Source organism: Sphingobium sp. FG58, from assembly GCF_057809055.1.
Window position 1 is genome coordinate 46,046 of record NZ_JBMDJF010000009.1, and the last position, 25,431, is coordinate 71,476.

The 25,431-nt window shown below is 63.5% G+C and carries 28 protein-coding genes; 12 read left to right on the top strand and 16 right to left on the bottom strand.

The window, feature by feature from the left end; all coding sequences use genetic code 11:
• Positions 1–89: 89 nt before the first annotated feature.
• The 3 genes from mmsB to ACODR8_RS12520 form a co-directional block, all read right to left on the bottom strand.
• A complete protein-coding gene (gene mmsB / locus ACODR8_RS12510) occupies positions 90–1,097 on the bottom strand; it encodes a 3-hydroxyisobutyrate dehydrogenase (protein ID WP_489007672.1) in 1,008 nt (335 codons plus the stop codon).
• A 21-nt stretch (positions 1,098–1,118) separates the two neighbouring features.
• Positions 1,119–2,189 (bottom strand): enoyl-CoA hydratase/isomerase family protein, encoded by a 1,071-nt coding sequence (locus ACODR8_RS12515; RefSeq protein WP_489007543.1) that lies wholly within the window; start codon positions 2,187–2,189, stop codon positions 1,119–1,121.
• Between the two features lie 175 nt (positions 2,190–2,364).
• Positions 2,365–3,525 carry an acyl-CoA dehydrogenase family protein gene (locus ACODR8_RS12520; protein ID WP_489007544.1) on the bottom strand — a complete coding sequence of 387 codons (1,161 nt, stop codon included), beginning with the start codon at positions 3,523–3,525 and terminating at the stop codon, positions 2,365–2,367.
• Positions 3,526–3,696: 171 nt separating this feature from the next.
• Between ACODR8_RS12520 and ACODR8_RS12525 the strand changes: the two genes are divergently transcribed.
• A complete protein-coding gene (locus tag ACODR8_RS12525; protein WP_489007545.1) occupies positions 3,697–3,990 on the top strand; it encodes a GIY-YIG nuclease family protein in 294 nt (97 codons plus the stop codon).
• A gap of 77 nt (positions 3,991–4,067) precedes the next feature.
• On the opposite strand, the gene ACODR8_RS12530 is transcribed toward ACODR8_RS12525, so the two are convergent.
• A complete protein-coding gene (locus ACODR8_RS12530) occupies positions 4,068–5,564 on the bottom strand; it encodes a CoA-acylating methylmalonate-semialdehyde dehydrogenase (protein ID WP_489007546.1) in 1,497 nt (498 codons plus the stop codon).
• 108 nt (positions 5,565–5,672) lie between these two features.
• On the opposite strand from ACODR8_RS12530, the gene ACODR8_RS12535 reads away from it, so the two are divergent.
• The 4 genes from ACODR8_RS12535 (at position 5,673) to ACODR8_RS12550 (ending at position 9,030) form a co-directional block, all read left to right on the top strand.
• The gene (locus tag ACODR8_RS12535) at positions 5,673–6,575 is read left to right on the top strand and encodes a LysR family transcriptional regulator (protein ID WP_489007673.1); all 903 of its coding nucleotides are present in this window, start codon (positions 5,673–5,675) and stop codon (positions 6,573–6,575) included.
• A gap of 38 nt (positions 6,576–6,613) precedes the next feature.
• Positions 6,614–7,243, top strand: a complete 630-nt coding sequence (locus ACODR8_RS12540; RefSeq protein ID WP_489007547.1) for a class I SAM-dependent methyltransferase — start codon at positions 6,614–6,616, stop codon at positions 7,241–7,243.
• A gap of 87 nt (positions 7,244–7,330) precedes the next feature.
• The gene (locus ACODR8_RS12545) at positions 7,331–8,263 is read left to right on the top strand and encodes an ABC transporter ATP-binding protein (protein WP_489007548.1); all 933 of its coding nucleotides are present in this window, start codon (positions 7,331–7,333) and stop codon (positions 8,261–8,263) included.
• The gene (locus tag ACODR8_RS12550; protein WP_489007549.1) at positions 8,260–9,030 is read left to right on the top strand and encodes an ABC transporter permease; all 771 of its coding nucleotides are present in this window, start codon (positions 8,260–8,262) and stop codon (positions 9,028–9,030) included. Before ACODR8_RS12545 ends, ACODR8_RS12550 begins: the two co-directional genes overlap by 4 nt.
• A 109-nt stretch (positions 9,031–9,139) precedes the next feature.
• On the opposite strand, the gene ACODR8_RS12555 is transcribed toward ACODR8_RS12550, so the two are convergent.
• From ACODR8_RS12555 to ACODR8_RS12580, 6 genes are all read right to left on the bottom strand, one after another.
• Positions 9,140–9,460: a hypothetical protein gene (locus ACODR8_RS12555; protein WP_489007550.1), complete on the bottom strand. Its 321-nt coding sequence runs from the start codon at positions 9,458–9,460 to the stop codon at positions 9,140–9,142.
• A 79-nt stretch (positions 9,461–9,539) separates the two neighbouring features.
• On the bottom strand, positions 9,540–10,946 hold the full coding sequence (locus tag ACODR8_RS12560; protein WP_489007551.1) for an MATE family efflux transporter: 1,407 nt from the start codon (positions 10,944–10,946) through the stop codon (positions 9,540–9,542).
• 122 nt (positions 10,947–11,068) lie between these two features.
• Complete coding sequence (locus tag ACODR8_RS12565; protein ID WP_489007552.1) at positions 11,069–11,998, bottom strand: DUF808 domain-containing protein; 930 nt, start codon at positions 11,996–11,998, stop codon at positions 11,069–11,071.
• 305 nt (positions 11,999–12,303) lie between these two features.
• The gene (locus tag ACODR8_RS12570) at positions 12,304–12,537 is read right to left on the bottom strand and encodes a hypothetical protein (RefSeq protein ID WP_489007553.1); all 234 of its coding nucleotides are present in this window, start codon (positions 12,535–12,537) and stop codon (positions 12,304–12,306) included.
• Positions 12,534–12,863: a hypothetical protein gene (locus ACODR8_RS12575; RefSeq protein ID WP_489007674.1), complete on the bottom strand. Its 330-nt coding sequence runs from the start codon at positions 12,861–12,863 to the stop codon at positions 12,534–12,536. Before ACODR8_RS12575 ends, ACODR8_RS12570 begins: the two co-directional genes overlap by 4 nt.
• A gap of 55 nt (positions 12,864–12,918) precedes the next feature.
• Positions 12,919–13,251: an ArsR/SmtB family transcription factor gene (locus tag ACODR8_RS12580; RefSeq protein ID WP_489007554.1), complete on the bottom strand. Its 333-nt coding sequence runs from the start codon at positions 13,249–13,251 to the stop codon at positions 12,919–12,921.
• 284 nt (positions 13,252–13,535) lie between these two features.
• Here ACODR8_RS12580 and ACODR8_RS12585 point away from each other — a divergent pair, with 284 nt between their 5' ends.
• Both ACODR8_RS12585 and folP read left to right on the top strand, forming a co-directional pair.
• On the top strand, positions 13,536–14,666 hold the full coding sequence (locus ACODR8_RS12585; RefSeq protein WP_489007555.1) for a site-specific DNA-methyltransferase: 1,131 nt from the start codon (positions 13,536–13,538) through the stop codon (positions 14,664–14,666).
• Between the two features lie 95 nt (positions 14,667–14,761).
• Positions 14,762–15,889: a dihydropteroate synthase gene (folP, locus tag ACODR8_RS12590; protein ID WP_489007556.1), complete on the top strand. Its 1,128-nt coding sequence runs from the start codon at positions 14,762–14,764 to the stop codon at positions 15,887–15,889.
• A gap of 282 nt (positions 15,890–16,171) precedes the next feature.
• Here folP and ACODR8_RS12595 read toward each other — a convergent pair whose 3' ends face one another.
• Positions 16,172–16,807: a hypothetical protein gene (locus tag ACODR8_RS12595; protein ID WP_489007557.1), complete on the bottom strand. Its 636-nt coding sequence runs from the start codon at positions 16,805–16,807 to the stop codon at positions 16,172–16,174.
• 59 nt (positions 16,808–16,866) lie between these two features.
• A complete protein-coding gene (locus tag ACODR8_RS12600) occupies positions 16,867–18,315 on the bottom strand; it encodes a sigma-54-dependent transcriptional regulator (protein WP_489007558.1) in 1,449 nt (482 codons plus the stop codon).
• Positions 18,316–18,468: 153 nt separating this feature from the next.
• Here ACODR8_RS12600 and ACODR8_RS12605 point away from each other — a divergent pair, with 153 nt between their 5' ends.
• The 5 genes from ACODR8_RS12605 (at position 18,469) to ACODR8_RS12625 (ending at position 22,351) form a co-directional block, all read left to right on the top strand.
• Complete coding sequence (locus tag ACODR8_RS12605) at positions 18,469–18,594, top strand: aa3-type cytochrome c oxidase subunit IV (RefSeq protein WP_119744163.1); 126 nt, start codon at positions 18,469–18,471, stop codon at positions 18,592–18,594.
• Positions 18,595–18,629: 35 nt separating this feature from the next.
• On the top strand, positions 18,630–19,751 hold the full coding sequence (locus ACODR8_RS12610) for an NAD(P) transhydrogenase subunit alpha (RefSeq protein WP_489007559.1): 1,122 nt from the start codon (positions 18,630–18,632) through the stop codon (positions 19,749–19,751).
• A gap of 77 nt (positions 19,752–19,828) precedes the next feature.
• Positions 19,829–20,113 carry a proton-translocating transhydrogenase family protein gene (locus tag ACODR8_RS12615; RefSeq protein ID WP_006950157.1) on the top strand — a complete coding sequence of 95 codons (285 nt, stop codon included), beginning with the start codon at positions 19,829–19,831 and terminating at the stop codon, positions 20,111–20,113.
• Positions 20,113–21,534: an NAD(P)(+) transhydrogenase (Re/Si-specific) subunit beta gene (locus ACODR8_RS12620; RefSeq protein WP_294130932.1), complete on the top strand. Its 1,422-nt coding sequence runs from the start codon at positions 20,113–20,115 to the stop codon at positions 21,532–21,534. Before ACODR8_RS12615 ends, ACODR8_RS12620 begins: the two co-directional genes overlap by 1 nt.
• A 127-nt stretch (positions 21,535–21,661) precedes the next feature.
• Complete coding sequence (locus tag ACODR8_RS12625) at positions 21,662–22,351, top strand: aspartate/glutamate racemase family protein (RefSeq protein WP_489007560.1); 690 nt, start codon at positions 21,662–21,664, stop codon at positions 22,349–22,351.
• Positions 22,352–22,362: 11 nt separating this feature from the next.
• Here the strand turns inward: ACODR8_RS12625 and ACODR8_RS12630 are convergent, their stop codons facing one another.
• The 4 genes from ACODR8_RS12630 to ACODR8_RS12645 all read right to left on the bottom strand — a co-directional run bounded on the left by ACODR8_RS12630 (position 22,363) and on the right by ACODR8_RS12645 (position 25,423).
• Positions 22,363–22,743 (bottom strand): hypothetical protein, encoded by a 381-nt coding sequence (locus ACODR8_RS12630; protein WP_489007561.1) that lies wholly within the window; start codon positions 22,741–22,743, stop codon positions 22,363–22,365.
• Between the two features lie 128 nt (positions 22,744–22,871).
• Positions 22,872–23,288, bottom strand: coding sequence for a DUF2147 domain-containing protein (locus ACODR8_RS12635; RefSeq protein ID WP_489007562.1), 417 nt, complete (start codon positions 23,286–23,288; stop codon positions 22,872–22,874).
• 131 nt (positions 23,289–23,419) lie between these two features.
• Positions 23,420–24,409, bottom strand: coding sequence for a type II secretion system F family protein (locus ACODR8_RS12640; protein ID WP_489007563.1), 990 nt, complete (start codon positions 24,407–24,409; stop codon positions 23,420–23,422).
• 15 nt (positions 24,410–24,424) lie between these two features.
• Positions 24,425–25,423 carry a type II secretion system F family protein gene (locus ACODR8_RS12645; protein WP_489007564.1) on the bottom strand — a complete coding sequence of 333 codons (999 nt, stop codon included), beginning with the start codon at positions 25,421–25,423 and terminating at the stop codon, positions 24,425–24,427.
• Positions 25,424–25,431: the final 8 nt, after the last annotated feature.

Here is a 25,431-nt window from a genome sequence, read left to right on the forward strand (position 1 = left end):
GGGCAGCGTAGCTAAAGTCAGGATCCAGGGCGCAAGACGCAGTGCCTGCCGCCCTGGATCCAGGCATTCGCCGGGATGACGGGGAGGGGTTATTTCCCCTCCAGCATTTCGATCATCAGCGAGAAGTCGCGGCCCGCTTCGCCCTGGTTTGCGAGCAGCTGGTAGAGGGCCTCCGCTGCATTGCCCATCGGCACCGACGCGCCGACCAGGGCGGCGGCTTCGGTGGCGAGTTTCAGATCCTTGAGCATCAGGCCGACCGCGAAACCGCCCTGATAGCCATTGTCGGACGGCGATTGCGGGCCGACGCCGGGGACGGGGCAGTAGCTGGTCATCGACCAGCTCTGGCCGGACGAGACGCTGGAGATGTCGTAGAAGGTCTGGGGATCAAGGCCCAGCTTCTTGGCCATGGCGAAAGTCTCGCAGGTGGCGACCATGGTCGCGCCCAGCAGCATGTTGTTGCAGATTTTGGCGGCCTGACCATTGCCCGCACCGCCGGCATGGATCACCGCCTTGCCCATGGCGGACAGGATGGGCTTTGCCTTTTCGAACGCAGCATCGGTGCCGCCGACCATGAAGGTCAGCGTGCCGCCATTGGCTGCGGCGATGCCGCCGGAGACGGGCGCGTCGACCATGTCGAAGCCTCTGTCGGTTGCCGCTTCGATCACGCGGCGGGCGGTGGCGACGTCGATGGTGGAGCAATCAAGGAACAAGGCACCGGGATTGGCCGCGCCATAGACTTCGCCGGCATAGACGCTTTCGACATGCTTGCCTGCGGGCAACATCGTGACGACGGCGTCGGCCCCGGTGGCCGCGTCAGCGGCGCTGCTGGCGCGGGTCGCGCCATGGGCTTCCGCCTTGGCCAGAGCTTCCTCCGACAGGTCGAAGGCGCGGACGGCATAGCCATTCTTGAGCAGATTGGCGGCCATGCCGCCGCCCATATTGCCAAGGCCGATGAAGGCGATCGTCTGGGTCATGATGGCATTTCTCCTGCTTAACTTCGCATATTTCCCGGTAAATCGGACATATTCTTGCGCGGCCCTGATCCTATCGGAAAGCGGGCGGCATCTGGCAGGCGGCGTGCGTTGGAAGCATAACAGGCACCTGCCATGTAGGACAGATCAGGTGGCAACGGCGGGCAGCGGGGTCCATTGCTGGTCGGCGGGCAGCGGCACGAAGATGGCGTCGATCATCGCGTCGCTCACTTGCTCCAGCGTCGCCGGGTTCCATTGCGGCTGGTTGTCCTTGTCGAAGATCAGGGCGCGCACGCCCTCGACGAAATCGGGGCGGCGGATGACCGCGCAGGCGAGGCCATATTCCATCGCCATGTTGGACGCGAAATCGGGCTGGGCCGCGCCCTCGATCAACTGGCGCAGGGCGACCTTGATCGTCTGGGGCGATTTGGTGGCGAGCGTGGCGCGTTGTTTGGCGGCCCATTCGCCACCGTCGGCGTCGAGCGCGGCGACGATCTCCTCCGCCTTGTCAGAGGCGAAGAGTCGGTCGATGTCGGGGCGGGCGGCTTCGAGTTTGGAGGGCGGCGGGGTTTGTGTGGCGGCGTCCAAGATCGCGGTCAGGCTGGCGGGGTCGGCGAGGATGCGCGCCTTGACGTCCTCCAGCGTGTCGGATGGCATATAGTGGGTGGCGATGCCGATGGCGGCGCAATCCGCCCCGTCGATCCGCGCGCCGGTGGCGGCGAGCCATGCGCCGACCCGGCCGGGCAGGCGGGGGAGATACCAGCCGCCGCCGACATCGGGAAAAAGGCCGATGCCGGTTTCGGGCATGGCAAAGGTGGTCCGCTCGGTGGCGACGCGGTAGCGGGCGGGGAGGGAGATGCCCACGCCCCCGCCCATGACGATGCCGTCGATGAAGGCGACGATCGGCTTGTCATAGACGAACAGCAGATGGTTCATGCGATATTCGAGATGGAAGAAGCGCTCCGCCTCGACACAGTCCGTCTTGGCGCTGTTGGCGATCAGCGCAATGTCCCCGCCCGCGCAGAAGCCGCGGCCTTCGGTGTGGTCGATCATCACGGCGGTTACGCTGTCATCCTTCCTCCAGGCGAGTAGCGCGGCGTTGATCGCGTCGCACATGTCGGGCGTCAGCGCGTGGATCGCCTTGGGCCGGTTCAGGCGGATGCGGGCTACAGCGCCGTTGGGGCTGTTTTCGATGAAGGTCAGGACTTGGTCGGTCATGTCTCTCTCCTGCCTCTCCCCGGCGGGGAGAGGATACGAAGCCTTGGCGCGGCACGCGCCTAGGCGAAGTTGGAGAGGGGGTGGACCGCGCTGGCCCTGTCCCCCTCTCCCAGCTACGGCTAGGCAGCACGCTGCCAAGCCTTCGCAACCCTCTCCCCCAACGGGGAGAGGGGGGTTAATCCCGCAACATATCCCGCGCGATGATCATGCGCATGACCTGGTTGGTGCCTTCCAGGATGGAATGGACGCGCAGGTCGCGCCAGAAGCGTTCGATGGGATAGTCCATCAGATAGCCATAGCCGCCATGGAGTTGCAGCGCGCGGTCCACGACGGACGATCCGGTGTCGGTGGCGAAGCGCTTGGCCATGGCGGCGAAGCGCGTCTTGTCCGGCGCATTGTCGCTCACCTTGACGGCGGCGGCGTAAAGGAGCGTGCGGGCAGCCTCCAGCTCGGTCTGCATGTCGGCCAGGGTGAATTGGGTGTTCTGGAAGTCGGCGATGGACTGGCCGAACTGCTTGCGATCCTTGGTATATTGGACGGCTTCGTCGATGCAGCGCTGCGCGCCGCCCAGCGAACAGGCGCCGATGTTGAGGCGACCGCCGTCGAGACCGGCCATGGCGATGGCGAAGCCCTGTCCTTCCGCGCCCACGAGGTTGGCGACGGGGACGCGGACGCCATCGAAATTGACCTGCGCGGTGGGCTGGCTGTGCCAGCCAAGCTTGCGTTCCTGCGCGCCGAAGCTGACGCCCGGCATATCCTTGTCGATGACGAGGCAGCTAATGCCCTTCGGCCCGTTACCTTCAGGGGTATTTTGGCCGGTGCGGACCATGACGACATAGACTTCATTTTCGCCGCCGCCGGAGATGAACTGCTTGGAGCCGGTGACGACATAATGGTCGCCATCCCGCACGGCCTTGGTCTTGAGGCTGGCGGCGTCGGAGCCTGCGCCCGCCTCGGTCAGGCAATAGCTGGCGATGCGGGTCATGGGGATGAGGTCGGGGAGATAGGCGTCCTTGACCGCCTGTCCGCCGAAGCTGTCGATCATCCAGGCTGCCATATTGTGGATGGAGATGAAGGCGCTGGTCGAGGGGCAGCCATAGGCCATGGCTTCCATGATCAGCGCGGATTCGAGGCGACCCAGACCGATGCCGCCGGAGGCTTCGGAGACATAGATGCCGCCAAAGCCGAGGTCCGCCGCCGCGCGTATGGTGTCGCGGGGGAAGATATGCTTTTCGTCCCACTCCGCCGCATGGGGCGTGATCGCGTCGGCGGTGAAGCGGCGGGCGAGATCCTGGATTTCGCGCTGGTCGTCGGTCAGGTCGAACTGATTGGTCATTGCCTTACCCTAAATTGCCGTCATGCCGGACTTGATCCGGCATCCAGAGCGTCATGGGTCGCGTCTGGAACCCTGGATCCTGACTTTCGTCAGGATGACGATGATTGGCTTGATTCGTCATCTGCAGCATCGCAGCATTGCCCTGTGGATCGTCAACCTGCCGTTTATATCATGGCCAGTGATCGCAACGGGACGCTTTATATCGGCGTCACGTCCAACCTGATGGCGCGCATCTATCAGCATCGCAAGAAGGCCTTGGACGGATTTACCGCCCGATATGATGTGAACCGGTTGGTCTGGTTCGAGATGTGCGACACCATGGAAGTGGCCATTGTTCGAGAGAAGCAGTTGAAGAACTGGAAGCGGAAATGGAAGCTCGATCTGATCGAGGCAGGCAATCCCCGCTGGCGCGATCTTGCCGAGGATCTGGGGTTCGATCCGCTTCTACCGTCATGCCGGACTTGATCCAGCATCCAGGGCGGCAGGCGCTGTGCCTGACGCCCTGGATCCTGACGTTCGTCAGGATGACGGTGAAATAGGGCTCACCCCATCGTCGGGATGACGAAGGCGCTGTCGGCCGATGCGCCGCCGTCGGGCCAGCGTTGGGTGACCGTTTTCACCTTGGTCCAGAATTTCACGCCTTCCATGCCGTGCTGATTGGTGTCGCCGAAGGCCGAGCGCTTCCAGCCGCCGAAGGTGTGGTAGGCGACGGGGACCGGGATCGGCACGTTGATGCCGACCATGCCGACATCGACGCGGGCGGCGAATTCGCGGGCGGCGTGGCCGTTGCGGGTGAAGAGGGCGACGCCATTGCCGTACTGGTGCTTGCTGGGCAGCGAGACGGCTTCTTCAAAACTGTCGGCGCGGACCATTTGCAGCACGGGGCCGAAAATCTCTTCTTTGTACGCGCTCATGTCCGTGGTGACATGGTCGAACAAAGTGGGGCCGACGAAGAAGCCTTCCTCATGCCCCTGCAACGTGAAGCCGCGACCATCGACCACCAGTTCCGCGCCTTCATCGACGCCGGTCTGGATCCAGTTTTCGATCTTCTGCTTGTGCGCGGCGGTGACGACCGGGCCATAATGGGCTTCGGCATCGGTGGAGACGCCGACGCGCAGCGCCTCGATTGCCGGGATCAGCTTTTCGCGCAGTGCGATCGCGGTCTTTTCGCCGACGGGGACGACGACGGGGAGCGCCATGCAGCGTTCGCCAGCCGAACCGAAGGCCGCGCCGGACAGGTCGTTGACGACCTGATCGAGATCGGCGTCGGGCATGACGATGCCGTGATTCTTCGCGCCGCCCATCGCCTGGACGCGCTTGCCCGCGGCAACGCCGCGATTATAGACATAATGGGCGATGTCGGAGGAACCGACGAAGCTGACGCCCTTGATATCCGGGTGGTCGAGAATGGCGTCGACCATTTCCTTGTCGCCCTGAACCACCTGCAAAATGCCTTCGGGCAGGCCTGCTTCCAGGAACAGTTCGGCCAGACGGACGGGGACCGAGGGATCGCGTTCGGAGGGCTTCAAGATGAAGGCGTTGCCGGTCGCGATGGCGACGCCCGACATCCAGAGCGGGATCATGCCGGGGAAGTTGAAGGGCGTGATGCCCGCACCGATGCCGATCGGCTGGCGGAAGCTGTAGACGTCGATGCCCGGCCCCGCGCCCTGGGTGAATTCGCCCTTCAGCACATGGGGGATGCCGCAGCAAAATTCGATGACTTCCAGACCGCGCTGAATGTCGCCCTTGGAGTCCGCGATCACCTTGCCATGTTCGGAGCTGAGCAGATGCGCCAGATCGTTCATGTTCGCTTCGACCAGCGATTTGAAGTTGAACATGACGCGGGCGCGGCGTTGCGGGTTGGTGGCGGCCCAGCCGGGCTGCGCCTTCTTGGCGGCGGCGACGGCGAGGTCGAGCAGGGCAGCATCGCCCAGCGCGACGCGGGCCTGCACCCCGCCATTATTGGGATCGAACACGTCGCTGTAGCGCGTGGGGGGCGTGTCGTGGACGAAGGCGAGCTTGTGCGAAATCTCACGCATGGGGAGGCATCCTCTCGGTTGGTTGCCGCCTTCTAGGCTGCTTGCGTTATTGCAAGCAATGGCGAAGTCTTGCATAGGCGGGCTGCAAATTTGCAGGCGGTGGCGGCGATGTTCGACTGGGACGATCTGAGGGTATTTCTGGCGGTGGCGCGGGCGCGCAAGGTGGCCCCGGCGGCGCGGGCGCTGGGGATCGATGCGACCACCATCGCCCGGCGGCTGGCGCGGCTGGAAAAGGCGCTGGACGCCGAGCTGTTCGAGCTGGGCGCGGGGGAGCGGACGCTGACGGCGCGGGGGCAGGAATTGCTGGGCCATGCCGAGGCGGCGGAAAGCGCGGCGCTGGCGGCGATCGAGGATGCGCAGGGGCAGGAGCATCGGCTGGCCGGGCAGGTGCGGTTGTCGGTGGCGGAGGGGTTTGGCACCTGGGTGCTGGCGCCGGGGATGGGCGATTTCAACCGGCGGCATCCGGGGATAAGGCTGGACCTGATCACAGCGTCGGGCTTCCTCAATCCGTCCAAGCGGGAGGCGGACATGGCGGTGATGCTGGCGCGGCCACAGCGCGGGCGGCTGATGGTGCGGCGGCTGGGGGATTATCGGCTGCATCTTTATGCGTCGCCCGATTATCTGGCGCGGGCGGGACGGCCCGAACGGGCGGCGCAGCTCAAGGATCATACGTTGATCGGCTATGTGCCGGAATTCATCTTCTCGCCCGAACTGGATTATCTGGACGAGGTGGAGGCGGGGCTGGAGGCGACATTGCGGTCGACCAGCATCATCATGCAGCAGCGGATGATCGCGGAAGGGGCAGGGATAGGCGTTTTGCCGGACTTTATCGGGCGGCGTGATCCCGCTCTGGTGCCGCTGATGCCCGATCAGGTGGAGATCATCCGCAGTTTCTGGCTGGTCATGCATGGCGACCTGCGCAAGCTGGCGCGGATCGCGGCGGTGGCGCAATGGCTGCAAGAGAGAATAGAAACGCTAAAGCCAATCGACGGCACGCCTCCGGCTCGTTAAGGGAGTCGGGATGGATAGAGAGCGGTCGCATTTCGCCTATGCAGCATAAGCCCAAGCGGAGCCGGGCAATCGCTTTGCCACGCGGGGAATTTCGCGCCCGTGCCACCGAATATCTCGATTTTCTGGCGGCCTGGGTGCAGAAGCCGCGCCAGACCGCGTCGGTCGTGCCGAGCAGCCGCTATCTGGCGCGGCTGATGGTGGCGCAGATCAACCCGGCGGATGGCCGGGTGCTGGAGCTGGGCGGGGGGACCGGGGTGTTTACCCGCGCTATATTGGGCACTGGCCTGCCGCCCGAAAAGCTGGAAGTGGTGGAGATCAACCCGGCCTTCGCGCGCGGGCTGCGGCGGCATTTTCCGCATGTGTCGGTACTGGAAACCCCGGCGCAGATCGTGTCGACGGCGGCGGCTGGCGAACCGGGCAGTTACCAGACGGTGGTGAGCGGCCTGCCGCTGCTGGCGATGGACCGGCATGTGCATCACGACATTTTGTCCGAATCCTTCCGCATGTTGCAGCCTGGTGGCAGTTTCGTGCAGTTTACGTATTCGATGCGCCCGCCGGTCAATCGTGAAGTCATCGATGCGCTGGAACTGGACGTGGTGCGGGTGGGGCAGACGGTGCGCAATTTTCCGCCCGCGACGGTTTTCCGTTTCACTCGTCGCGGCGAATAGGGCGCGGCGAATAGTAAGCGGAGAATAGGTTGCGTTTGGCAATCTGCTTCCTATCTTTGCCGCAACGCAAAAGGGGCAGAGCCATCCATGGCATCCATCATAGACATTCAGGGTCTCACCAAACGCTATGCGTCGGGGTTCGAGGCGCTCAAGGGCGTTGACCTGACCATCGAGGAAGGCGAGATTTTCGCGCTGCTGGGGCCGAACGGCGCGGGCAAGACGACGATGATCTCCATCATCTGCGGCATAGCGCGGGCGACCGGAGGCAGCGTGAAGGTGGCCGGGCATGACATCGTGCGCGACTATCGCGGCGCGCGCGACGCCATCGGGCTGGTGCCGCAGGAATTGTCCACCGACCAGTTTGAGCGGGTGATCGACACGGTGACGTTCAGCCGGGGGCTGTTCGGCAAGCCGCGTAACCCGGCGCATATCGAGAAAATATTGCGCGACCTGTCGCTGTGGGACAAGCGCCATGCCAAGATATTGGAACTGTCAGGCGGCATGAAGCGCCGGGTGATGATCGCCAAGGCGCTAAGCCATGAGCCGCGCGTGCTGTTTCTGGACGAGCCGACCGCGGGCGTGGACGTGGAGTTGCGCCGCGACATGTGGAAGCTGATCGGGCAATTGCGCGAGACCGGCGTCACCATCATCCTGACCACCCATTATATCGAGGAGGCCGAGGAAATGGCCGACCGGGTGGGGGTGATCAACCGGGGCGAGTTGATGCTGGTCGAGGACAAAACCGCGCTGATGAAAAAGCTGGGCAAGAAATCGCTGACCGTGGTGCTGGCCGAGCGGCTGGCGGCGGTGCCGGCGGAACTGGCGGAATGGGACGTGACGCTGAAGGGCGATGGCCAGGAGATCGAATATATTTTCGATACCCAGGCGGAGCGGACCGGTGTGTCGTCGCTGCTGCGGCGACTGGGCGATCTGGGTATCGGCTACAAGGATCTGAATACGGCGCAGAGCAGCCTGGAGGATATTTTCGTGAGTCTGGTGCATCAGGAGAAAGCGGCATGAGCCTGTCCAACCTGCGCGCCATTGCCGCCATCTACAGTTTCGAGCTGCATCGCTTCCGGCGTACATTGCTGACCGGGCTGCTGGTGCCGGTGATCACGACGACGCTGTATTTCGTGGTGTTCGGCGGGGCGATTGGGTCGCGGATGACGGAGGTGGACGGCATCCCCTATGCCGCCTTCATCGTGCCGGGGCTGATCATGATGGCGATGTTCACCGAAAGCATCTTCAACGCCAGTTTCGGCATCTACATGCCCAAATTCACCGGCACCATCTATGAATTGCTGTCCGCCCCGGTGTCCGCGACCGAGACGATCATCGCCTATGTGGGCGCGGCGGCGACCAAGTCGCTGATCATCGGCACGATCATCTTCGTGACCGCGCATCTGTTCGTCGATGTGCCGGTGGCGCACCCGTTCGCGATGGCGGGATTCATGATCCTGATCGCGATCAGCTTCTGCCTGTTCGGCTTCATTCTGGGCATCTGGGCGCAGAGTTTCGAGCAGTTGCAGGTGATCCCGATGCTGCTGATCATGCCGATGACGTTTCTGGGCGGCGCCTTCTATTCCGTGCAGATGCTGGGGGAACCGTGGCGCACGATCACCTTGTTCAACCCGATCGTCTATCTGATTTCGGGCTTCCGCTGGACCTTTTTTGGCAAGGGCGATGTGGCGATCGAGTTCAGCCTGATCTTCGTCGCGGGGATGCTGGCGGTCTGCCTGGGGATTATCGGCTGGATGTTCAGGACGGGCTATCGGTTGAAGAAGTGAGGGGGGAAACGCCCCAGCCCGTTCGTTTCGAGCGAAGTCGAGAAACCTGCGCGCAACGTTTCTCGACTTCGCTCGAAACGAACGGAGGTTTTGAGTAGGCTTCCGCCCATCAGGCGGTGGCGCTCTCCGGCGCGACGGCGAACAGGGTGACGTTGCGATATTTGTCGTCATTCTGGTCGTAGAGGCCGTGCATCGCCTCGAACGGCTGGTCCAATACCTTAAGGTCGGACAGGCCCACCAGCTTGAAGGTGCCGAGTTTCAGCTCGCGCGGCGGCTTGCCGTCGCGGTCCACGGTCACGGCGTCGATGAACAACTCATCATGGCGCGTGTAGAGGATGTGCGGGGCCAGGGTGACGACCATCTTGTTATAGGTCACCATCAGGCACTTCTGGAGCGCGATCGCTTCAAAAATCTCGGTCGGGGCTTGCATAGTGATCAACATCTGACCGATTTGGGCGATTCGATCAATTGCTTTGTGCGCTGCACCATTTCCGGGCGGCGCAATCCTGTCAGCCGCGCACCAGCCCCAGTCGTTCGCGCAAGGACCAGCGGGTGACCAGCAGCACGGCGACCGACCCCAGGCCTGCGGCCAGGCCCAGCCAGATGCCCAGCCCCGCCATCCGCAGCGGAAAGGCCAGGATCGTGCCGACGCCAATGCCAACGAGCCAATAGCCGATCATCGCGAAGATCATCGGCACTCTGGTATCCTGCACCCCGCGCAGCACGCCTGCGCCGACGGCCTGCGCGGCGTCGACCAGCTGGAATAATGCCGCGACGGCGAGGAAGCTGACAGCGAGCTGGACAGTGCGCGCATTGGCGGGATTGTTGAGGTCCAAGAAGGCCGAAACGAGCGTGCGCGGCAGGAGGATGAGCGCGAGGGCGGCGCAGCAGGCAAAGCCTGTGCCGATCAACAAGGCCAGCCAGCCTGCGCGACCCACGCCCGCGCGATCATGGCGGCCATAGGCCAGGCCCACGCGGATCGTGGCGGCCTGGCCGATGCCCATGGGGACCATGAACACCAGGGCGGCGATCTGGATCGCGACGGCATGGGCGGCGAGCGAATCGCGGTCGATGAGGCCCATCAGCAGCGCCGAGGCGTTGAACACGGTGGTTTCAAAGCCCAGCGTGATGGCGATGGGAAGGCCCAGCGCCCAGACCTGCCGGTGGCGTTCGCGATCGCGCGTCCAGAAGCGGCCGACCAGCGCGTAGCGGCGGAAACGGCGGTCGATCAGGATGACGGTAAGCAGCCCGAAGAAGAGGAAGCAGGAGGAGGCGGTGCTGGCGAGCCCCGCGCCGAACAGGCCGAGCGGCGGGAAGCCCAGATGGCCAAAGATGAGCGCCCATCCCGCCAGGACATTGAACGGGATAGCGGCGAGCATGATGAGCAGGCCCCAGATCGGTCGTTCCAGCGCGGCGATGAAGGTGCGCAGGGTGGTGAAGCCGAGGAACGGCAACAGCGCCCATTGCAGGCCGCGCATCAGCCGGCCTGCGCCATGGGCGAGATCCGCGTCCTGCCCCATGGCGAGCAGGATCGCCTCGCTCTGCCACAATATGGCCCAGGCGGGGATGACGAACAGCGTGGCGGCGCGCAGCGTCTGGTGAACGGTGCGGCGGACGTCGCGCACCGAATGGCGGCGGCGGCCCCGCTCGCTGGCGATCAGCGGCGAGGCGGCGGTGACCAGCCCCATGCCGAACAGCAGCAGCGCATGGAACAGGTTGATGCCGAGCGCGCCCGCTGCGACCGATCCTGCGCCGAGACGGCCAAGCAGCAGCAGATCGGTCGCGGCGATCGCCGACCAGGCGATATTGCCCGCGATCATCGGCAGCGCGAGGGCGACAAGGGCGGTGGCTTCGATACGCCAGGGGGAGGGGCCGGGGTGGGTCACGTTGCTAGTCTCGAAACTCTGGCCGTTCATCCCCCGATCGAGCCGGGGGCAGGCTCTGAGCCTATCGAAGGGGCGTCCTTCCTCAGAAGAAGGACAAGGCTTCGACAGGCTCAGCCCGAACGGATTTTAGGTGGTTTGCCGGGGCATATGGCTCAATGCTTTTTGAACAGGTGCAGTGCGGCGACGATCAGGCCGCCGACGACCAGACCGACGATCGCGCCGCCGATGGCGTTGACGGTCCAGTCGACCAGCGGGCCGATGGCGGGCAGGGCGCTGGCGGCGGCCTGTGCGGCGTGGTGGATCGTGCCGGGGATGGCATCCCAGTGGAATTCGTGCAGGCCATGGACGATCAGGCCACCGCCGACCCACAGCATCGCCGCGGTGCCGACGACCGCTAAAACGCTCATGATGACGGGCATCGCCTTCACCATGCCGCGCCCGATCACGCGGGTGGCGGCGGAGGTGCGGGCGGCCAGATGCAGGCCGATATCGTCCATCTTCACGATGAAACCGACGACGCCGTAGACGCCTGCGGTGATCAGGAAGGCGACGACCACCAGGATGATGGCCTGTTCCCAGATCGGTTCGGCCGCGACCGTGCCGAGCGAAATCGCCATGATCTCCCCCGACAGGATGAAGTCGGTGCGGATCGCGCTGGATACTTTCTGGTTTTCCAGATCGGCCGAGCTGTGCGTTTCGAGTGCCTCCTGCGCGACATCATGGCCGCCCTGGATCGCCTCCAGCAGCTTTTCCGCCGCTTCGTAACAGAGGAACGCGCCGCCCAGCATGAGGAGCGGGGGCAGCAGCCAGGGGGCCAGCGCGCTGATCAGCAGCGCGGCGGGCAGCAGGAACAGCAGCTTGTTGCGGAGCGATCCCTTGGCGATCTTCCAGATGATCGGCAGTTCGCGGTCGGGGGTCAGGCCCATGACATAGCGCGGGGTGACGGCGGCATCGTCGATGACCACGCCCGCTGCCTTCGTCCCGGCCTTGCCAGCGGCGGCGGCGACATCGTCCAGCGAGGTCGCGGTCAATTTAACAATACCCGCCACATCATCGAGCAGCGCGATCAAACCCGAAGGCATAGAATGAGATTCCCCAGTTTAAGGTGGGCCATCGGCCGCCCGTCTTGCCGCCTCAATAGGGGGCGGGCGGGGCGGGGGCAAGGAAGGGTGTGTACGAGTTATCATCGCCTAGTAGGGGATCGTTGTGCAGTGCGGATATGTTCCCAGAGTATATCGTCATTCCCGCGCAGGCGGGAATCCATCTCCCACCTTATCGTCCTGATTTTACGTCAGGAGATGGATCCCCGCCTTCGCGGGGATGACGTAAGAATCTGTGGATGATGAATTTTGCAGCGATCCTCAAAAGAGGAGGATTTAGCCCCCGCTCAATAATTACCCGGCGGGTCGCTGGCGGGGAAGGATTCGTCGGATTGTTCGTCGACCATGTCCCAATCCTTTGCCGCCACCCCCTCCTGCGGTCCGGCGTCGCGGACGATGCCGGACGAGCCGACCGGGCCGCGATCGTCAAGGGGTTGGGCGGTGCCCATCCAGTCGCGCCATCCCTTGATCGCGAACGCGCCGAGGCCGGTGACGATGGCGAGTTTGAGAAGCCCCTTCATGGCGATGTCTCCTGTGGCGCTTGCAGATGGACCCAGTCGGCGTGGTTGTTGCCCACGGCGTCGGGGGACAGGCGGATTTCGCCTTCCTCGTCGGCCCCGGCGGATGGCTGATCGGCGGCGGCGGGGGACGTCACCGTCCAGCGTTCGCGCAGCGCGGCGTCTATCATCGCTTCCCACGCGGCTGCGTCGCCGGCGGCCAGCATGGCGCTGTCGGGTTGCTTCAGGATCGCCAGGATGCTGGCGGCATCCTCGACACGGGCGGGCCAGTCGTCAGGGGTGGTGGCGAGGTGTCGGGCGAGGCGTTCGATGAGCGAGCGATGTTCCATCACGGGCAAACGCGCCTCACCGACCTGCGTTCCGCGCCATCATGACGCTGTCGCATCATTCGCCGATCCCCTCCAGCGCGGTGAAGCGTTGCGACCAGAGCGCGCCATAGATGGCCATCCACTGCACCACCGGGGCCAGCCCCTTCGCGCGGGCGCTATACCAGGTTTCGCGGCCGGTGCGGCGGGCGGTCACGAGCGCGGCGCGCTTGAGCTTGGCCATGTGGCGCGACACCATGGGTTGCGATACGCCGGAAATGGTGGTCAGCGCGTGGACGCTCTGTTCGCCCTCGCGCACCAGATATTCGAGCAGGGCGCGGCGGGTGCCGTCCGACAGCGCCTTGAACTGGGCGTCGATCGTGGCGGGGGCATTGGGGCTGTTGGTCATCATGGCGGCATAACCATATGGTTATGATATGGTCAAGCCAGCGGCCGCTTTTCCCCGTCCTTGTCCCGTTAACCAAAAAAAGTCTGGCGGGCGATGGGCTGAGTCTTTTGCGTCACACTGGCCGATATTGAGTCCCGCTTGGGCGACGCGACTCAACATATAGTGGCTACCCCCTTCGTTCCGCCCCATGTTAACCATTTTAAGAAAGGTTAACGCTAGGCTGCTGATCTTGACGGGAGTCTGCCAAGGACTCATCGCTGGGCCTCAGATCGAACGGGGGTTGCATTATGGGTGTCATGGAACGGGTCGCGCCGCGGCGGAAGAAGGCGGTTGCTCTCGCGCCAGTCACGATCGAGGCAGATCGCCTGCTGCGCGGCGACTGCATCGCCGAAATGGCCAAGCTGCCCGATGGCTGCATCGACATGATCTTTGCCGATCCGCCCTATAATCTGCAACTGGGCGGCGACCTGTTCCGGCCCGAAGGCGGGCGGGTGGATGCGGTCGATAATGACTGGGACAAGTTCGACACGCTGGGTGCCTATGACCGCTTCACCAAAGCGTGGCTGGCGCAGGCGCGTCGCATATTGAAGCCCAACGGCACGATCTGGGTGATCGGCAGCTATCACAACATCTTCCGCGTCGGCACCGCGTTGCAGGATGAGGGGTTCTGGATCCTCAACGACATCATCTGGCGCAAGGCCAACCCGATGCCCAATTTCAAGGGCACGCGCTTTACCAATGCGCATGAGACTTTGATCTGGGCCAGCCAAGGTGAGGACGCCAAATATACGTTCAATTACAAGGCGATGAAAACGCTGAACGATGAGTTGCAGATGCGGTCCGACTGGGTGCTGCCGATCTGCGGCGGGCAGGAGCGGTTGAAGCGCAACGGGACCAAGGCGCATCCGACGCAAAAGCCGGAATCGCTGCTCTACCGGGTGATGCTGTCCTGCACCAAGCCGGGCGACGTGGTGCTTGATCCCTTTTTCGGCACCGGCACCACGGGCGCTGTGGCCAAGCGGCTGGGGCGCAAATGGATCGGCATCGAGCGTGAGGACGCCTATATCGAGGTGGCTCTGGAGCGGATCGAGGCGGCGCTGCCGCTCGATGAATCCTCGCTCACCATCATGCAGACCGCGCGGCAACAGCCCAAGGTGGCGTTCGGCACGCTGGTCGAGACCGGCTATATCGCGCCCGGTACGAAGCTGAGCGACGTCAAGCGCCGCTGGAGCGCGGAGGTGCGGGCGGACGGATCGCTGGCGGTGGGGGCGGACACCGGGTCGATCCACAAGATGGGAGCGACCTTGCAGGGCGCGCCGAGCTGCAATGGCTGGACCTTCTGGCATGTCGAGATTGACGGCAAGTTGCAGCCGATCGACACGTTGCGGCAGACCTATTTGCTGGCGAACGAGCCTTAAAACGCTACATCCGTTCGCCCTGAGCCTGTCGAAGGGGCGTACTTTTCTTCCAAGAAGAACAGGGCTTCGACAAGCTCAGCCCGAACGGAGATTTTATGGTCGCACTCCCCACCATCCCCGCCGACGCCCGGCTGTATCTCCGCCCTGTCTGGTTCGTGCCGTCGCCCTTCGGCCTTCCCGATGGTGCGGCAGCGCGGATGGGGAATGGGTTGTTGTGGTTTCAGGGCTATGAACTGACCGCGCTGCGCGGGCGCGTCCGGGTGGCGCGGGTGACGGTTCCGGTGGCGGAATTTGATGCGGCGGTGGCGGGCCTGCCTGAACCGCTGGCGCAGCGGGCGCGATCGTTGGCCGCCAACATCTCGGCGCAGCGCGCGCCGTTGGTGCTGGGGGAGCGGACGATCCGGTTCGACGGGCCGCAGGTCATGGCGATATTGAACATCACGCCCGACAGCTTCTCCGATGGCGGCAAGCATGTCGGCGATCCGCAGGCGGCGGCGGACGCGGGTTTCGCGATGGCGGCGGCGGGGGCGGCGCTGGTCGATGTGGGGGGTGAGTCCACCCGGCCGCGCGCGGAGAAATTATGGGAGGGCGACGAGATTGCCCGTGTCGTGCCGGTGATCGAGCGGCTGGCGGCGGCGGGCGTGCCGGTGTCGATCGACACGCGCAAGGCGGCGGTCATGGAGGCGGCGCTGCGCGCGGGGGCAAATGTCGTCAATGATGTGAGCGCCCTCCAGCATGATCCGCGCGCCATGGAAGTGGTCGCGGCGGCGGGCTGCCCCGTCATCCTGATGCATGCGCCATCGGCGGGCGATGACCCGCATGACAATCCGGGCGGCTATGGCGATGTGGTCGCCGATGTGTTCGACCATTTGGAGGTGCGGGTCGCGGCTTGCCTTGCCGCCGGTATCGCGCGTGAGAAGATCATGGTCGATCCGGGGCTGGGTTTCGGCAAGGGTCTGGCCGACAATCTGGCGCTGGTGAACCGCCTGGCGACCTTCCAGGGGCTGGGCGTGGCTGTGCTGTTTGCGGGCAGCCGCAAACGGCTGATTGGTGCGCTGTCGAACGAAGCGCCCGCGTCGGACCGGCTGGGCGGATCGATCGCGCTCGCCTTCCGCGCGGCGGAGCAGGGCGCGCAGATGGTGCGGGTGCATGATGTGCGCGAAAGCGTGCAGGCGCTGCATCTGTGGCGCGGGCTGGCCGATGCGGGGTTGAGCGCGGTTTAGCCTGGAATGAGCAATAATAGCGCCAATCCAATCAAAACTGGAGGTCTCCTTGCGCATCCTGCCTTTGGAGGCAGGGCTATCGCATATGAAACGCACATCATTCTACTTCGTCATGCTGAACTTGTTTAGCTGCGCTGGCCTTCGGCTCAGCATCCATTTCTCGTCACGAGCGGCGGCTTTTGGGGCACGATGGATCCTGAAACAAGTTCAGGATGACGTTGAAGGGATGACGACAAGTCATATGCAATTCCCTCGCCTGACAGGGAGGGATCGATTTTGGTTTTAAGGCGAGACCGGCTTGGCCGCAGCGCCGTTGCCCGCTTCCGCCGGAGCCGCCGCCGTTTCGCCCTTGGGCGCAAAAACGCGCAGGCTGGCGAGGGTCTTGTCGACGATCGGCTGATATTGCTCGCTCAGCATTTCGGGATAGACGAAGGTGGCGGTCACGATCGATCCGTCGGGCTGTTTGAGCAGGCGGACCGCGACATTATTGCCTTCTCCATCATTGGCAGTGCCGCGATATTCATTGTCGCCGATATAATCGCCATCGACCCCTTCGGCCCCGCTGCTGACTGCTTCGACGATCTGCTGAAGGGTTTCGTCATTGTCATTCTTTTGCCAGAATACGCGCACGTCCGCGCCTGCGCCCTTATCTTCATAGATGGCGCCGTCGGGGGTGCTGCCTTGCGCATTTTTCATCCAGCCTTCGGGAAAGCTGACCGAAAAACCGCGTTCCAGATTGACGTAGTTGCGCGGCTCGGCATCCTCGGCCGCCTGTTGCGTGGCCAGCGCGCTGGCAGCAGCTGCATTGGCAGCGGCGGCCAGTTCTTCCTGACTTGGCATGTCGGCCACCGGTTCGGTGCGACCGCAGGCGGCAAGGAGCAGGACGGGTAGGCAGGCGATGAGGGCGACGTTTTTCATGCGCCGATCCAAAGCATAGGCAGCATGAGAATACAACGGTCGAGCGACGGGGGGCCGTTTCAGGCCGCGCTGTCGATGCCCAGTTCGGCGAGTTTGCGGTAGAGGGTGGATCGGCCGATGCCCAGGCGGCGGGCGACTTCGGTCATGCGACCGCGATAATGGCCGATGGCGAGGCGGATGACGTCGGCTTCAATCTCGGCCAGCTGGCGGACGTGGCCGTCGCCTTCGAATAGAGTGATGCCCGCGCCGTCGCGGTGCGGCTGGCTGGCGGCGCGCGGGCGGATGGTCAGGCGGTCGATCGGGTCGCCCGCGCGGATCTGCGCTGCGATCTGCGGGAAATCCTGCGGCGTCAGCGCGTCGCCATCGCACAGCACGGCGGCGCGGAAGAGGGCGTTTTGCAGCTGGCGGACATTGCCCGGCCAGCCATGCTGCATCAGCAGCGCCAGCGCATCGTCGGTGAGGCCCAGGCCACGCAGGCCGGGTTGGGTCGCAATGCGGGCGAGAAGGTGGCGGCAGAGCGCGGGAATATCCCCCATCCGTTCGCGCAAGGGCGGGATGGTCAGCTGGACGACGTTGAGGCGGTAATACAGATCCTCGCGGAAGCGGCCGGCCTCTATTTCCTCGATCAGGCGCTTGTTGGTGGCGGCGATGACGCGGACGTCGACATGGATCGGGCGGCGCGCGCCGATCGGCTGCATTTCGCCATCCTGCAACACGCGGAGCAATTTGACCTGCGCATCGAGCGGCATTTCGCTGACTTCATCGAGGAAGATGGTGCCGGTGTCGGCGCTGGCGAATTTGCCGACATGGCGGTCGAACGCGCCGGTGAAGGCGCCGCGTTCATGGCCGAACAGTTCGGATTCGACCAGATTGGCTGGGATCGCGCCGCAATTGACCGTGACCATCGCCTGTTTGTGGCGAGGGGAGGCGGCGTGGATGGCGCGGGCGATCACATCCTTGCCGACCCCGCTTTCGCCCTCAATCAGCACCGGCACGCGGGCGCGGGCGGCCTTGGCCGCTATGGCGAGGGCGGCGCGGAATTGCGGGGCGGAGCCGACCACATCCTCGAAGGACAAGGGCGCAGTGATTTTTTCGGTGAGCGGGCGCAGTTCGCCATGGGCGGCACCCTCGCTGATCGTCGCATTGAGCGCGGCGAGCAGCCGTTCGGGCGCAATCGGCTTGGACAGATAATCGGTCGCGCCAGCGCGCATCGCCTCTACGGCAACCGCGACATTATTATGAGCGGTGAGAATCAGGATGGGCAGTGCAGGGCGACGTTCGCGAATCTCGCGGATCAGGCCAGCGGGCTCGTAATCGGGACTCCACTGGTCCAGGATGATCGCATCAAGCTGCATCCCGTCCTGTGTGCCAAGCGTCGCAATGGCGGTTTCGCCGTCGCCCGCAAAGATCGTCCGCCACCCGGCGCGCGCCGCCAGCGCCGAAACCAGCCGCCTTTGCGCCGGTTCGTCGTCGATCAGCATCAGCATCGGTATGCCGTCGCGCGCCATTTATACCCCTCAATAACAACAGGCGACCTATGGTAAGGACGGGGGGTAAAGGCGGGCTTAACCGCGAAAGATTTTCTTGTGGCGCTACGGGTTGAGGGGGGGGGCGCGACAGGATAAGAGGTTCGCCGCAACCGCCACAGAAGGGGACCGGACATGGCGTCAGACGGAAATATCAAGAGTGCGACCGAAACCTATGCCGGTTTCATTGGCGTGATGAAGTGGGGAACGATCGCGTCGATCGCGGTGGCCGCCCTCGTGGTGCTGCTGATCTCCGGCTAAACCGGGACGCGCAAACAGGAGGGGATGCCATAATAATGAAGATTGCAGTTTTGAAGGAGCAGGCCGCGGGTGAAGCCCGTGTTGCCGCTACGCCGGAGACGGTGAAGAAATTTATCGGCCTGGGCGCGCAGGTGTCGGTCGAGGCGGGGGCCGGGCTTACGGCGTCGGTCGCTGATGCTGATTATGCCGCTGCCGGGGCCAGTGTGGCCGATCGCGCTGCGACGGTTGCTGGCGCGGACATCGTCCTGGGCGTGCAGGGGCCGGACGTCGCCAGCATAGCGGGGGCCAATCCAGGCGCGTGGATCGTGGCGGGCCTCAATCCGTTCGGGGAACGCGCGCGCGTCGATGCCTATGCGGCGGCGGGCTATGAAGCGCTGGCGATGGAGTTCATGCCGCGCATCACCCGCGCGCAATCGATGGATATCCTCTCGTCCCAATCGAACCTGTCGGGCTATAAGGCGGTTCTGGATGCCGCTGGCGAATATGGCAAGGCCTTCCCGATGATGATGACGGCGGCGGGCACGGTTTCGGCCGCGCGCGCCTTCATCATGGGTGTGGGCGTGGCGGGGCTCCAGGCGATCGCCACCGCGCGCCGTCTGGGCGCACAGGTCAGCGCGACCGACGTGCGGGCGGCCACCAAGGAGCAGATCGAATCGCTGGGTGCCAAGGCAATCTTCGTCGAGAAGGTCGCGGGCATCGAGGGTGAGGGTTCTGGCGGTTATGCCACCGAAATGTCGGACGAATATAAGGCAGCACAGGCTGAACTCATATCGTCGCACATCGCCAAGCAGGACATCGTCATCACCACCGCGCTGATTCCGGGACGGCCCGCGCCGCTCCTGATCACCGACGCGCAGATCGCGTCGATGAAGCCGGGTAGCGTGATCGTCGATCTGGCGGTCGAACAGGGCGGCAATGTGGAGGGCGCAGTGGCGGGCGAAGTGGTCGTGCGCCACGGCGTCAAGATTGTCGGCCATCGCAACGTGCCATCGCGGCTCGCCACCGACACATCGGCCCTGTTCTCGCGCAACCTGTTCAATTTCCTGTCCGCCTTCTGGGACAAGGAAAAGGGTGCGCCGGTGCTGGACGAGGAAATCGGCAACGCCATCCGCCTGACACAGGGCGGCAAGGTCGTGAACGAGCGGCTGCTCGGTTAGGGGAATCGCCTGTTCGCGCGGCGCGCGTCCAGGCCAACGTCCCGCAGCCAAATCGGGACGAACGGGGAGTCAAGACGATGGACTTTATTTCCATCCTGTCGGTTTTCGTGCTGGCATGTTTTGTCGGCTATTATGTGGTGTGGTCGGTTACGCCGGCGCTCCACACGCCGTTGATGGCGGTTACCAACGCCATTTCGTCGGTCATCATCGTGGGCGCGCTGGTTGCGTCGGCGGAAGCGGGGAGCGCTGCGGCCAAATATCTGGGCTTGCTGGCGGTCGTCTTTGCATCGGTCAACATCTTCGGCGGCTTTGCGGTCACTGAGCGGATGCTGGCGATGTACAAGAAGAAGGAGCGCAAGTGATGCATGAGATCGCACAGATCCCATGGGGCGTGAGCCTGGCCTATCTGGCCGCGGGCGTCCTGTTCATCCTGGCGCTGCGCGGGCTTTCCAGCCCGGCGACCAGCCGTCGTGGCAACCGCATGGGCATGATCGGCATGGCGATCGCCGTGGGAACCACGCTCTACACCCATGATGTGGTGAGCCTGCCCGAAATCATCGGCGCTATCGTCATCGGCGGCGGCATCGGCTTCATCATCGCGCGGCGGATCGCGATGACGGACATGCCGCAGTTGGTGGCGGCGTTCCACTCACTCGTTGGCATGGCAGCGGTGCTGGTGGGCGCGGCAGCCTATCTCAACCCCGGCGCGTTCGGCATATTGGATGCCGCGACCGGCGAGATCCACAATGCCAGCCGCATCGAAATGGGGCTGGGCGTGGCGATCGGCGCGATCACCTTCTCCGGCTCGATCATCGCCTTCCTGAAACTCAACGGCAATATGTCGGGCAAGCCGATCATGCTGCCGGGGCGTCACCTGATCAATCTGGGTACGCTGGCCGCGATCCTGGGGCTGATCGGCTATTTCGTGACCGACCAAAGCCCGTGGGTATTCTGGACCGTGACGGCGCTGAGCTTCATCATCGGTTTCCTGCTGATCATCCCGATCGGCGGGGCGGACATGCCGGTCGTGGTGTCGATGCTCAACAGCTATTCGGGGTGGGCCGCCGCCGCGATGGGCTTTACGCTGGGCAACAGCGCGATGATCATCACCGGCGCGCTGGTGGGGTCGTCGGGTGCGATCCTGTCCTACATCATGTGCAAGGCGATGAACCGCAGCTTCATCAGCGTGATCGCGGGCGGCTTTGGTGCCGATGCGGGACCGGCTGGGGCTGGCGGGCCGGTGATCGACCGCGCCTACAAGCGCGGATCGGCCGAGGACGCCGCCTTCCTGATGAAGCAGGCCGACAGCGTCATCATCGTGCCGGGTTACGGTATGGCGGTGAGCCAGGCGCAGCACGCGCTGCGCGAGATGGGCGACCTGCTCAAGAAGGAAGGGGTGAAGGTCAAATATGCGATCCACCCCGTGGCGGGTCGTATGCCGGGCCATATGAACGTGCTGCTGGCCGAAGCGAACGTGTCCTATGACGAGGTGTTCGAGCTGGAGGATATCAACAGCGAGTTCAGTCAGGCGGACGTCGCTTTCGTCATCGGCGCGAACGACGTGACCAACCCGGCGGCCAAGACCGACAAATCGTCGCCCATTTACGGGATGCCGATTCTGGACGTGGCCAACGCCAAGTCGGTGCTGTTCGTGAAGCGCTCCATGGGCGGGGCCGGCTATGCCGGTGTCGACAATGAGGTGTTCTATATGGACAACACCATGATGCTGTTGGCCGACGCCAAGAAGATGGTCGAGGAAATCGTCAAGGGGCTGGCGCACTAAAAGAAGGGGTGCCTTACTCAAATTCCGTTCGCCCTGAGCTTGTCGAAGGGCCGTTCTTCCTTAAAGAGGGAAGGGCGGGGCTTCGACAGGCTCAGCCCGAACGGTTTTTTTGGTTCCTGGGGATATCATGCACAAACTTGGTCTGATCGGCGGTCTCAGCTGGACGTCTACTGCCCGCTATTATGAGATCATCAACCAAGCGGTGCATCGCGCGCGTGGCGGGCAGCATAGCGCGCCGCTGCTGATCGAGAGCCTGGATTTTGCGACTGTTGCGGCCTGCACCACCGATGAGGAGTGGGACAACGCAGCAGGCGTTTTGATCGAGGCGGCGCGGCGGCTGGAGACGGCAGGCGCAGGGGCGCTGCTGATCTGCGCCAATTCGATGCACCGCGTCTATGACCGGGTACAGGGCGCGGTGGACGTGCCAATTCTCCATATCGCCGAGCGGGTCGGCAAGAAGATGCAGGCCGACGGCGTCGAGAAAGCCGCATTGATCGGCACGCGCAATGTGATGACCGAGAAATTCTATCGCCAGCGGCTGGTGGCGCATGGCGTGTCACTGCTGCCAGCCGACATGGAACTGGCCGACCGGATCGACCGCATCGTTTATGACGAACTGACCGTGGGCAAGATCAGCCGCGAATCCGAACGCTTCATGAAGTCGGAAATGACCGACATCGCCAAGCAGGATGTGCAGGCGGTGGTGCTGGCCTGCACCGAACTGGAACTGATCGTCGACGTGAAGGCCAATGTGCTGCCGATTTACGACTGCACGTCGATCCATGCCAAGGCCGGGGTCGATTTCATCCTGGGGTGAGCAAACGGAATTCAGGCGGGCAGGCTGCCATCCTCGAACAGCCAGGCCATGGCTTCGTCGGGATCGCTAAAGGTCTCAACATGGGGCTGTGGGGGCAATGCGCGCTTGGCTTGCAGCTTGTTCAATATCGAACCAACGACAATGGCGTAGCGCCCCCTATTTTCTTGCATCATCGTTACGAAGGATTGGCCGAATACTTCGCTGATTTCGGAGGATTGAACAGGAAAATCGCGGCAATCGGCAAAAACGCGGTAATTGTCGTTCACCTTGCGGATAGCCGTATGCAATTTGAGAAATTCCGATTCAAAGGCGCGAAAATCGGCCAGCGACCAATAGCCCTGCTGGACCAGACGTAATAGATTCTCGTCAGGATCGTAAGAAAAACTGAACATCGACCTCTCCCCGCTTTACATTTTGCCGCTGCGTAGCAGCTTCGCGGGATGGCGTGAATGTCGCCGGGGCAATTGGTTGCCGGTTCCGGTTCAGTTGGTGCGACCGGGATGCGGCTGATGTAACGATCCTACCGCACCGCCGTCCATGTCTGGGTCTTGCAGAAGAAGGCGATGCAGCCTTGCACTTTCAGGGTGCCGTTGGGGTTGCGGCTGATTTTGGACGTGTAGCTCTTGCCGCTTTCCGGGTCGTAGATCGTCCCCTTCCAGAGGTTACCCGCGTCAGAAAAGCCAGTCAGCAGGGGCAGGCCCAGCAACGGGCGGGAACGCAGCGCCGGGTCGGCATTTTCAATGTCGGTATGGGGGCGGCCCGGCGTGGGTTTGAGTATCTTTTCGATTTTACCACACAGGCTTTTGCCGCAGGGGGCGATCTGAACGATCGCCTTGGCATCGACCGTGGCCCAGCGACCGGTGACCGGTTGTGCGGCATGAGCGGGCAGGGCGATGGTTGCGGTCAGGGCGGCGAGGGTAAGGCTTGCAGCTTTCATGCGATCCGTTTCTCCGTGTCTTTTGCGGAAGGATAAGCCGCAAATGACAACGCCCGCCACCGCCTTTTTGGGCGGAAGCGGGCGTATTGGGTCAGAACGCTACGGCGGTGGGCCGTGATGCGCTGAAATTTTCAGAAGGCCGTGCTGATCGAGCAGGCCGCCGGACCCAGGATGACGACGAACAGTGTCGGCAGGATGAAGAGAATCAGCGGCACGGTCATGATTGCGGGCAGGCGGGCGGCCTTTTCTTCGGCGCGCATCATGCGTTCATGGCGGAACTCGGCCGACAGCACGCGCAGCGCCGACGCAAGCGGGGTGCCGTATTTTTCGGTCTGGATCATGGTGGTCACCACGCCCTTGACCGCGTCCAGCTTGACGCGGGTGGCGAGATTTTCAAACGCCATGCGCCGTTCGGTGAGGAAGCTGAGTTCAATCGCCGTCAGCTGAAATTCGTCGCCCAGTTCGGGATAGGCCTTGCCGAGTTCGCGCGCGACCCGGTTGAAGGCAGCGTCTACGGTCAGGCCCGCTTCGGCGCAGATGACGAGCAGGTCGAGCGCGTCGGGCAGCCCCTTGCGGATCTCGGCGGAGCGCTTCTGCACCTTATTGTCGATATAGATGTCGGGCGCCTTATAGGAGAGCAGCAGCGCGACCGCGAAGGCGAAGAAGCGTTTGACCGGACCCCATTCGGGCTGAATGCCAACACCATAGAGCAGCAAGGCGGCAGCACCGCCAATGACGATCGGCATGATCATACGGCCAAAGATGACGGCAACCGCCATATCCTTGGACCGGATACCGGCCTGCGCCAGGCGGATCTGTGCGTCCTTGAGCTGATCGTCCTGCAGGACTTTCAGGCTCGACAGGAAAGACCGCATATGATCGGTCGTCTGGTTGCGCTGGACCAGCTTGGCACGGCGCTTGGCGGTGGAGGCGGTGATGCCCGCCTTCAACTGTTCGCGCCGGTCGTTGAGCGCCTTGACCCGCTTGGCCATCGGATCGCGCACGGTCATGATCGCATAGAGGGCGAACAGCATGGCGAGCGTCGCGAGGGCCGCGAGCAGCGTGCCGAAATCGGTGGCGGTCATGCCGAAAAGCGTGCCGGCAGGGGTAGGGGCGTCCATGTCTCTTATCCCCGATCAGATTTCAAAATTGACCATCTGGGCCATGATGAAGGCGCCGATGCCCATCCAGCACATACCCCCGATGCCGATCACCTGCATCAGCGAAAGCCCGAAAATGCCCGCCGGATCGGGCGTGAAGAAGGGACTCATATAGTTGAAGTTGATGTAGCAGATCATGAAGAACACGAGGAAGGGCAGGCAGCCGATGATGTAGGCGGATGCCTTTGATTCCGACGACATGGCGCGGATCTTGAGCTTCATCTGCGCACGCTGGCGCAGCACGGTGGCCAGGTTCGACAGAGTTTCGGCCAGGTTGCCGCCGGTTTCCCGCTGGATCGCCAGGGTAATGACGAAGAACTGGAATTCGGGCGTGCCGAGGCGATCGGCAGTTTCCTGAAGCGCCTGCTCCATCGTCCTGCCGATCTTGATCCGTTCGGTGATCAGCTTGAATTCCTCACCCACTGGTCCTGGAATTTCACTCGACACGATGCCCAGCGTTTCGGCGATGGGCAGGCCGGAGCGCAGGCCGCGCGTCAGCAGTTCGAGCGCGTCGGGGAATTTGGCGTTGAAGCGGTTGATCCGTTGCTTGATCAGGCGGCTGACCCACCAGTGCGGCAGAATCAGACCGGCGGCCAGACCCACCATGATGGCCATCAGGAAGGGGAAGCCGCGCACCATCAGCAATGCCGACAGCACCAGGAATATGCCCGCGCTGGCGGTCATATATTGGCTGAGCGTCCATTTCTTGCCGGTCATCCTGATCCGCTTGGTCAGATTTTCCGGGTTGGGGATGAGCGACACCAGCATCTTGGCTTCGACACCGGTCGCGCGGTTGGAAATCACCTTGCGCATCCGCGCTTCGAGCAGGGCTTCGGCCGATTCGCTGTGACGGCCACGGATCATCGCAACCCGGCGCTTGCGCGCCTTTTCCGGCGAAGGACCGGCAAAGGCTATGACGACCAGACCCAGCAGAGTCGCCACCAGCACCGTTATCAGGATGAAATTGCCGTCCATCTGTTCGC

Excerpts from the sequence above, each read along its gene's own strand:
- ACODR8_RS12515 (WP_489007543.1), bottom strand. The coding sequence starts at position 2,189 with ATGACCGACCAAGTCCTGACCTTCATCGAAAACAGCCCCAACGGCGCT.
- ACODR8_RS12520 (WP_489007544.1), bottom strand. The coding sequence starts at position 3,525 with ATGACCAATCAGTTCGACCTGACCGACGACCAGCGCGAAATCCAGGAT.
- ACODR8_RS12525 (WP_489007545.1), top strand. The coding sequence starts at position 3,697 with ATGGCCAGTGATCGCAACGGGACGCTTTATATCGGCGTCACGTCCAAC.
- ACODR8_RS12530 (WP_489007546.1), bottom strand. The coding sequence starts at position 5,564 with ATGCGTGAGATTTCGCACAAGCTCGCCTTCGTCCACGACACGCCCCCC.
- ACODR8_RS12535 (WP_489007673.1), top strand. The coding sequence starts at position 5,673 with ATGTTCGACTGGGACGATCTGAGGGTATTTCTGGCGGTGGCGCGGGCG.
- ACODR8_RS12540 (WP_489007547.1), top strand. The coding sequence starts at position 6,614 with ATGCAGCATAAGCCCAAGCGGAGCCGGGCAATCGCTTTGCCACGCGGG.
- ACODR8_RS12545 (WP_489007548.1), top strand. The coding sequence starts at position 7,331 with ATGGCATCCATCATAGACATTCAGGGTCTCACCAAACGCTATGCGTCG.
- ACODR8_RS12550 (WP_489007549.1), top strand. The coding sequence starts at position 8,260 with ATGAGCCTGTCCAACCTGCGCGCCATTGCCGCCATCTACAGTTTCGAG.
- ACODR8_RS12555 (WP_489007550.1), bottom strand. The coding sequence starts at position 9,460 with ATGCAAGCCCCGACCGAGATTTTTGAAGCGATCGCGCTCCAGAAGTGC.
- ACODR8_RS12560 (WP_489007551.1), bottom strand. The coding sequence starts at position 10,946 with ATGAACGGCCAGAGTTTCGAGACTAGCAACGTGACCCACCCCGGCCCC.
- ACODR8_RS12565 (WP_489007552.1), bottom strand. The coding sequence starts at position 11,998 with ATGCCTTCGGGTTTGATCGCGCTGCTCGATGATGTGGCGGGTATTGTT.
- ACODR8_RS12570 (WP_489007553.1), bottom strand. The coding sequence starts at position 12,537 with ATGAAGGGGCTTCTCAAACTCGCCATCGTCACCGGCCTCGGCGCGTTC.
- ACODR8_RS12575 (WP_489007674.1), bottom strand. The coding sequence starts at position 12,863 with ATGGAACATCGCTCGCTCATCGAACGCCTCGCCCGACACCTCGCCACC.
- ACODR8_RS12580 (WP_489007554.1), bottom strand. The coding sequence starts at position 13,251 with ATGATGACCAACAGCCCCAATGCCCCCGCCACGATCGACGCCCAGTTC.
- ACODR8_RS12585 (WP_489007555.1), top strand. The coding sequence starts at position 13,536 with ATGGGTGTCATGGAACGGGTCGCGCCGCGGCGGAAGAAGGCGGTTGCT.
- folP (WP_489007556.1), top strand. The coding sequence starts at position 14,762 with ATGGTCGCACTCCCCACCATCCCCGCCGACGCCCGGCTGTATCTCCGC.
- ACODR8_RS12595 (WP_489007557.1), bottom strand. The coding sequence starts at position 16,807 with ATGAAAAACGTCGCCCTCATCGCCTGCCTACCCGTCCTGCTCCTTGCC.
- ACODR8_RS12600 (WP_489007558.1), bottom strand. The coding sequence starts at position 18,315 with ATGGCGCGCGACGGCATACCGATGCTGATGCTGATCGACGACGAACCG.
- ACODR8_RS12605 (WP_119744163.1), top strand. The coding sequence starts at position 18,469 with ATGGCGTCAGACGGAAATATCAAGAGTGCGACCGAAACCTATGCCGGT.
- ACODR8_RS12610 (WP_489007559.1), top strand. The coding sequence starts at position 18,630 with ATGAAGATTGCAGTTTTGAAGGAGCAGGCCGCGGGTGAAGCCCGTGTT.
- ACODR8_RS12615 (WP_006950157.1), top strand. The coding sequence starts at position 19,829 with ATGGACTTTATTTCCATCCTGTCGGTTTTCGTGCTGGCATGTTTTGTC.
- ACODR8_RS12620 (WP_294130932.1), top strand. The coding sequence starts at position 20,113 with ATGCATGAGATCGCACAGATCCCATGGGGCGTGAGCCTGGCCTATCTG.
- ACODR8_RS12625 (WP_489007560.1), top strand. The coding sequence starts at position 21,662 with ATGCACAAACTTGGTCTGATCGGCGGTCTCAGCTGGACGTCTACTGCC.
- ACODR8_RS12630 (WP_489007561.1), bottom strand. The coding sequence starts at position 22,743 with ATGTTCAGTTTTTCTTACGATCCTGACGAGAATCTATTACGTCTGGTC.
- ACODR8_RS12635 (WP_489007562.1), bottom strand. The coding sequence starts at position 23,288 with ATGAAAGCTGCAAGCCTTACCCTCGCCGCCCTGACCGCAACCATCGCC.
- ACODR8_RS12640 (WP_489007563.1), bottom strand. The coding sequence starts at position 24,409 with ATGGACGCCCCTACCCCTGCCGGCACGCTTTTCGGCATGACCGCCACC.
- ACODR8_RS12645 (WP_489007564.1), bottom strand. The coding sequence starts at position 25,423 with ATGGACGGCAATTTCATCCTGATAACGGTGCTGGTGGCGACTCTGCTG.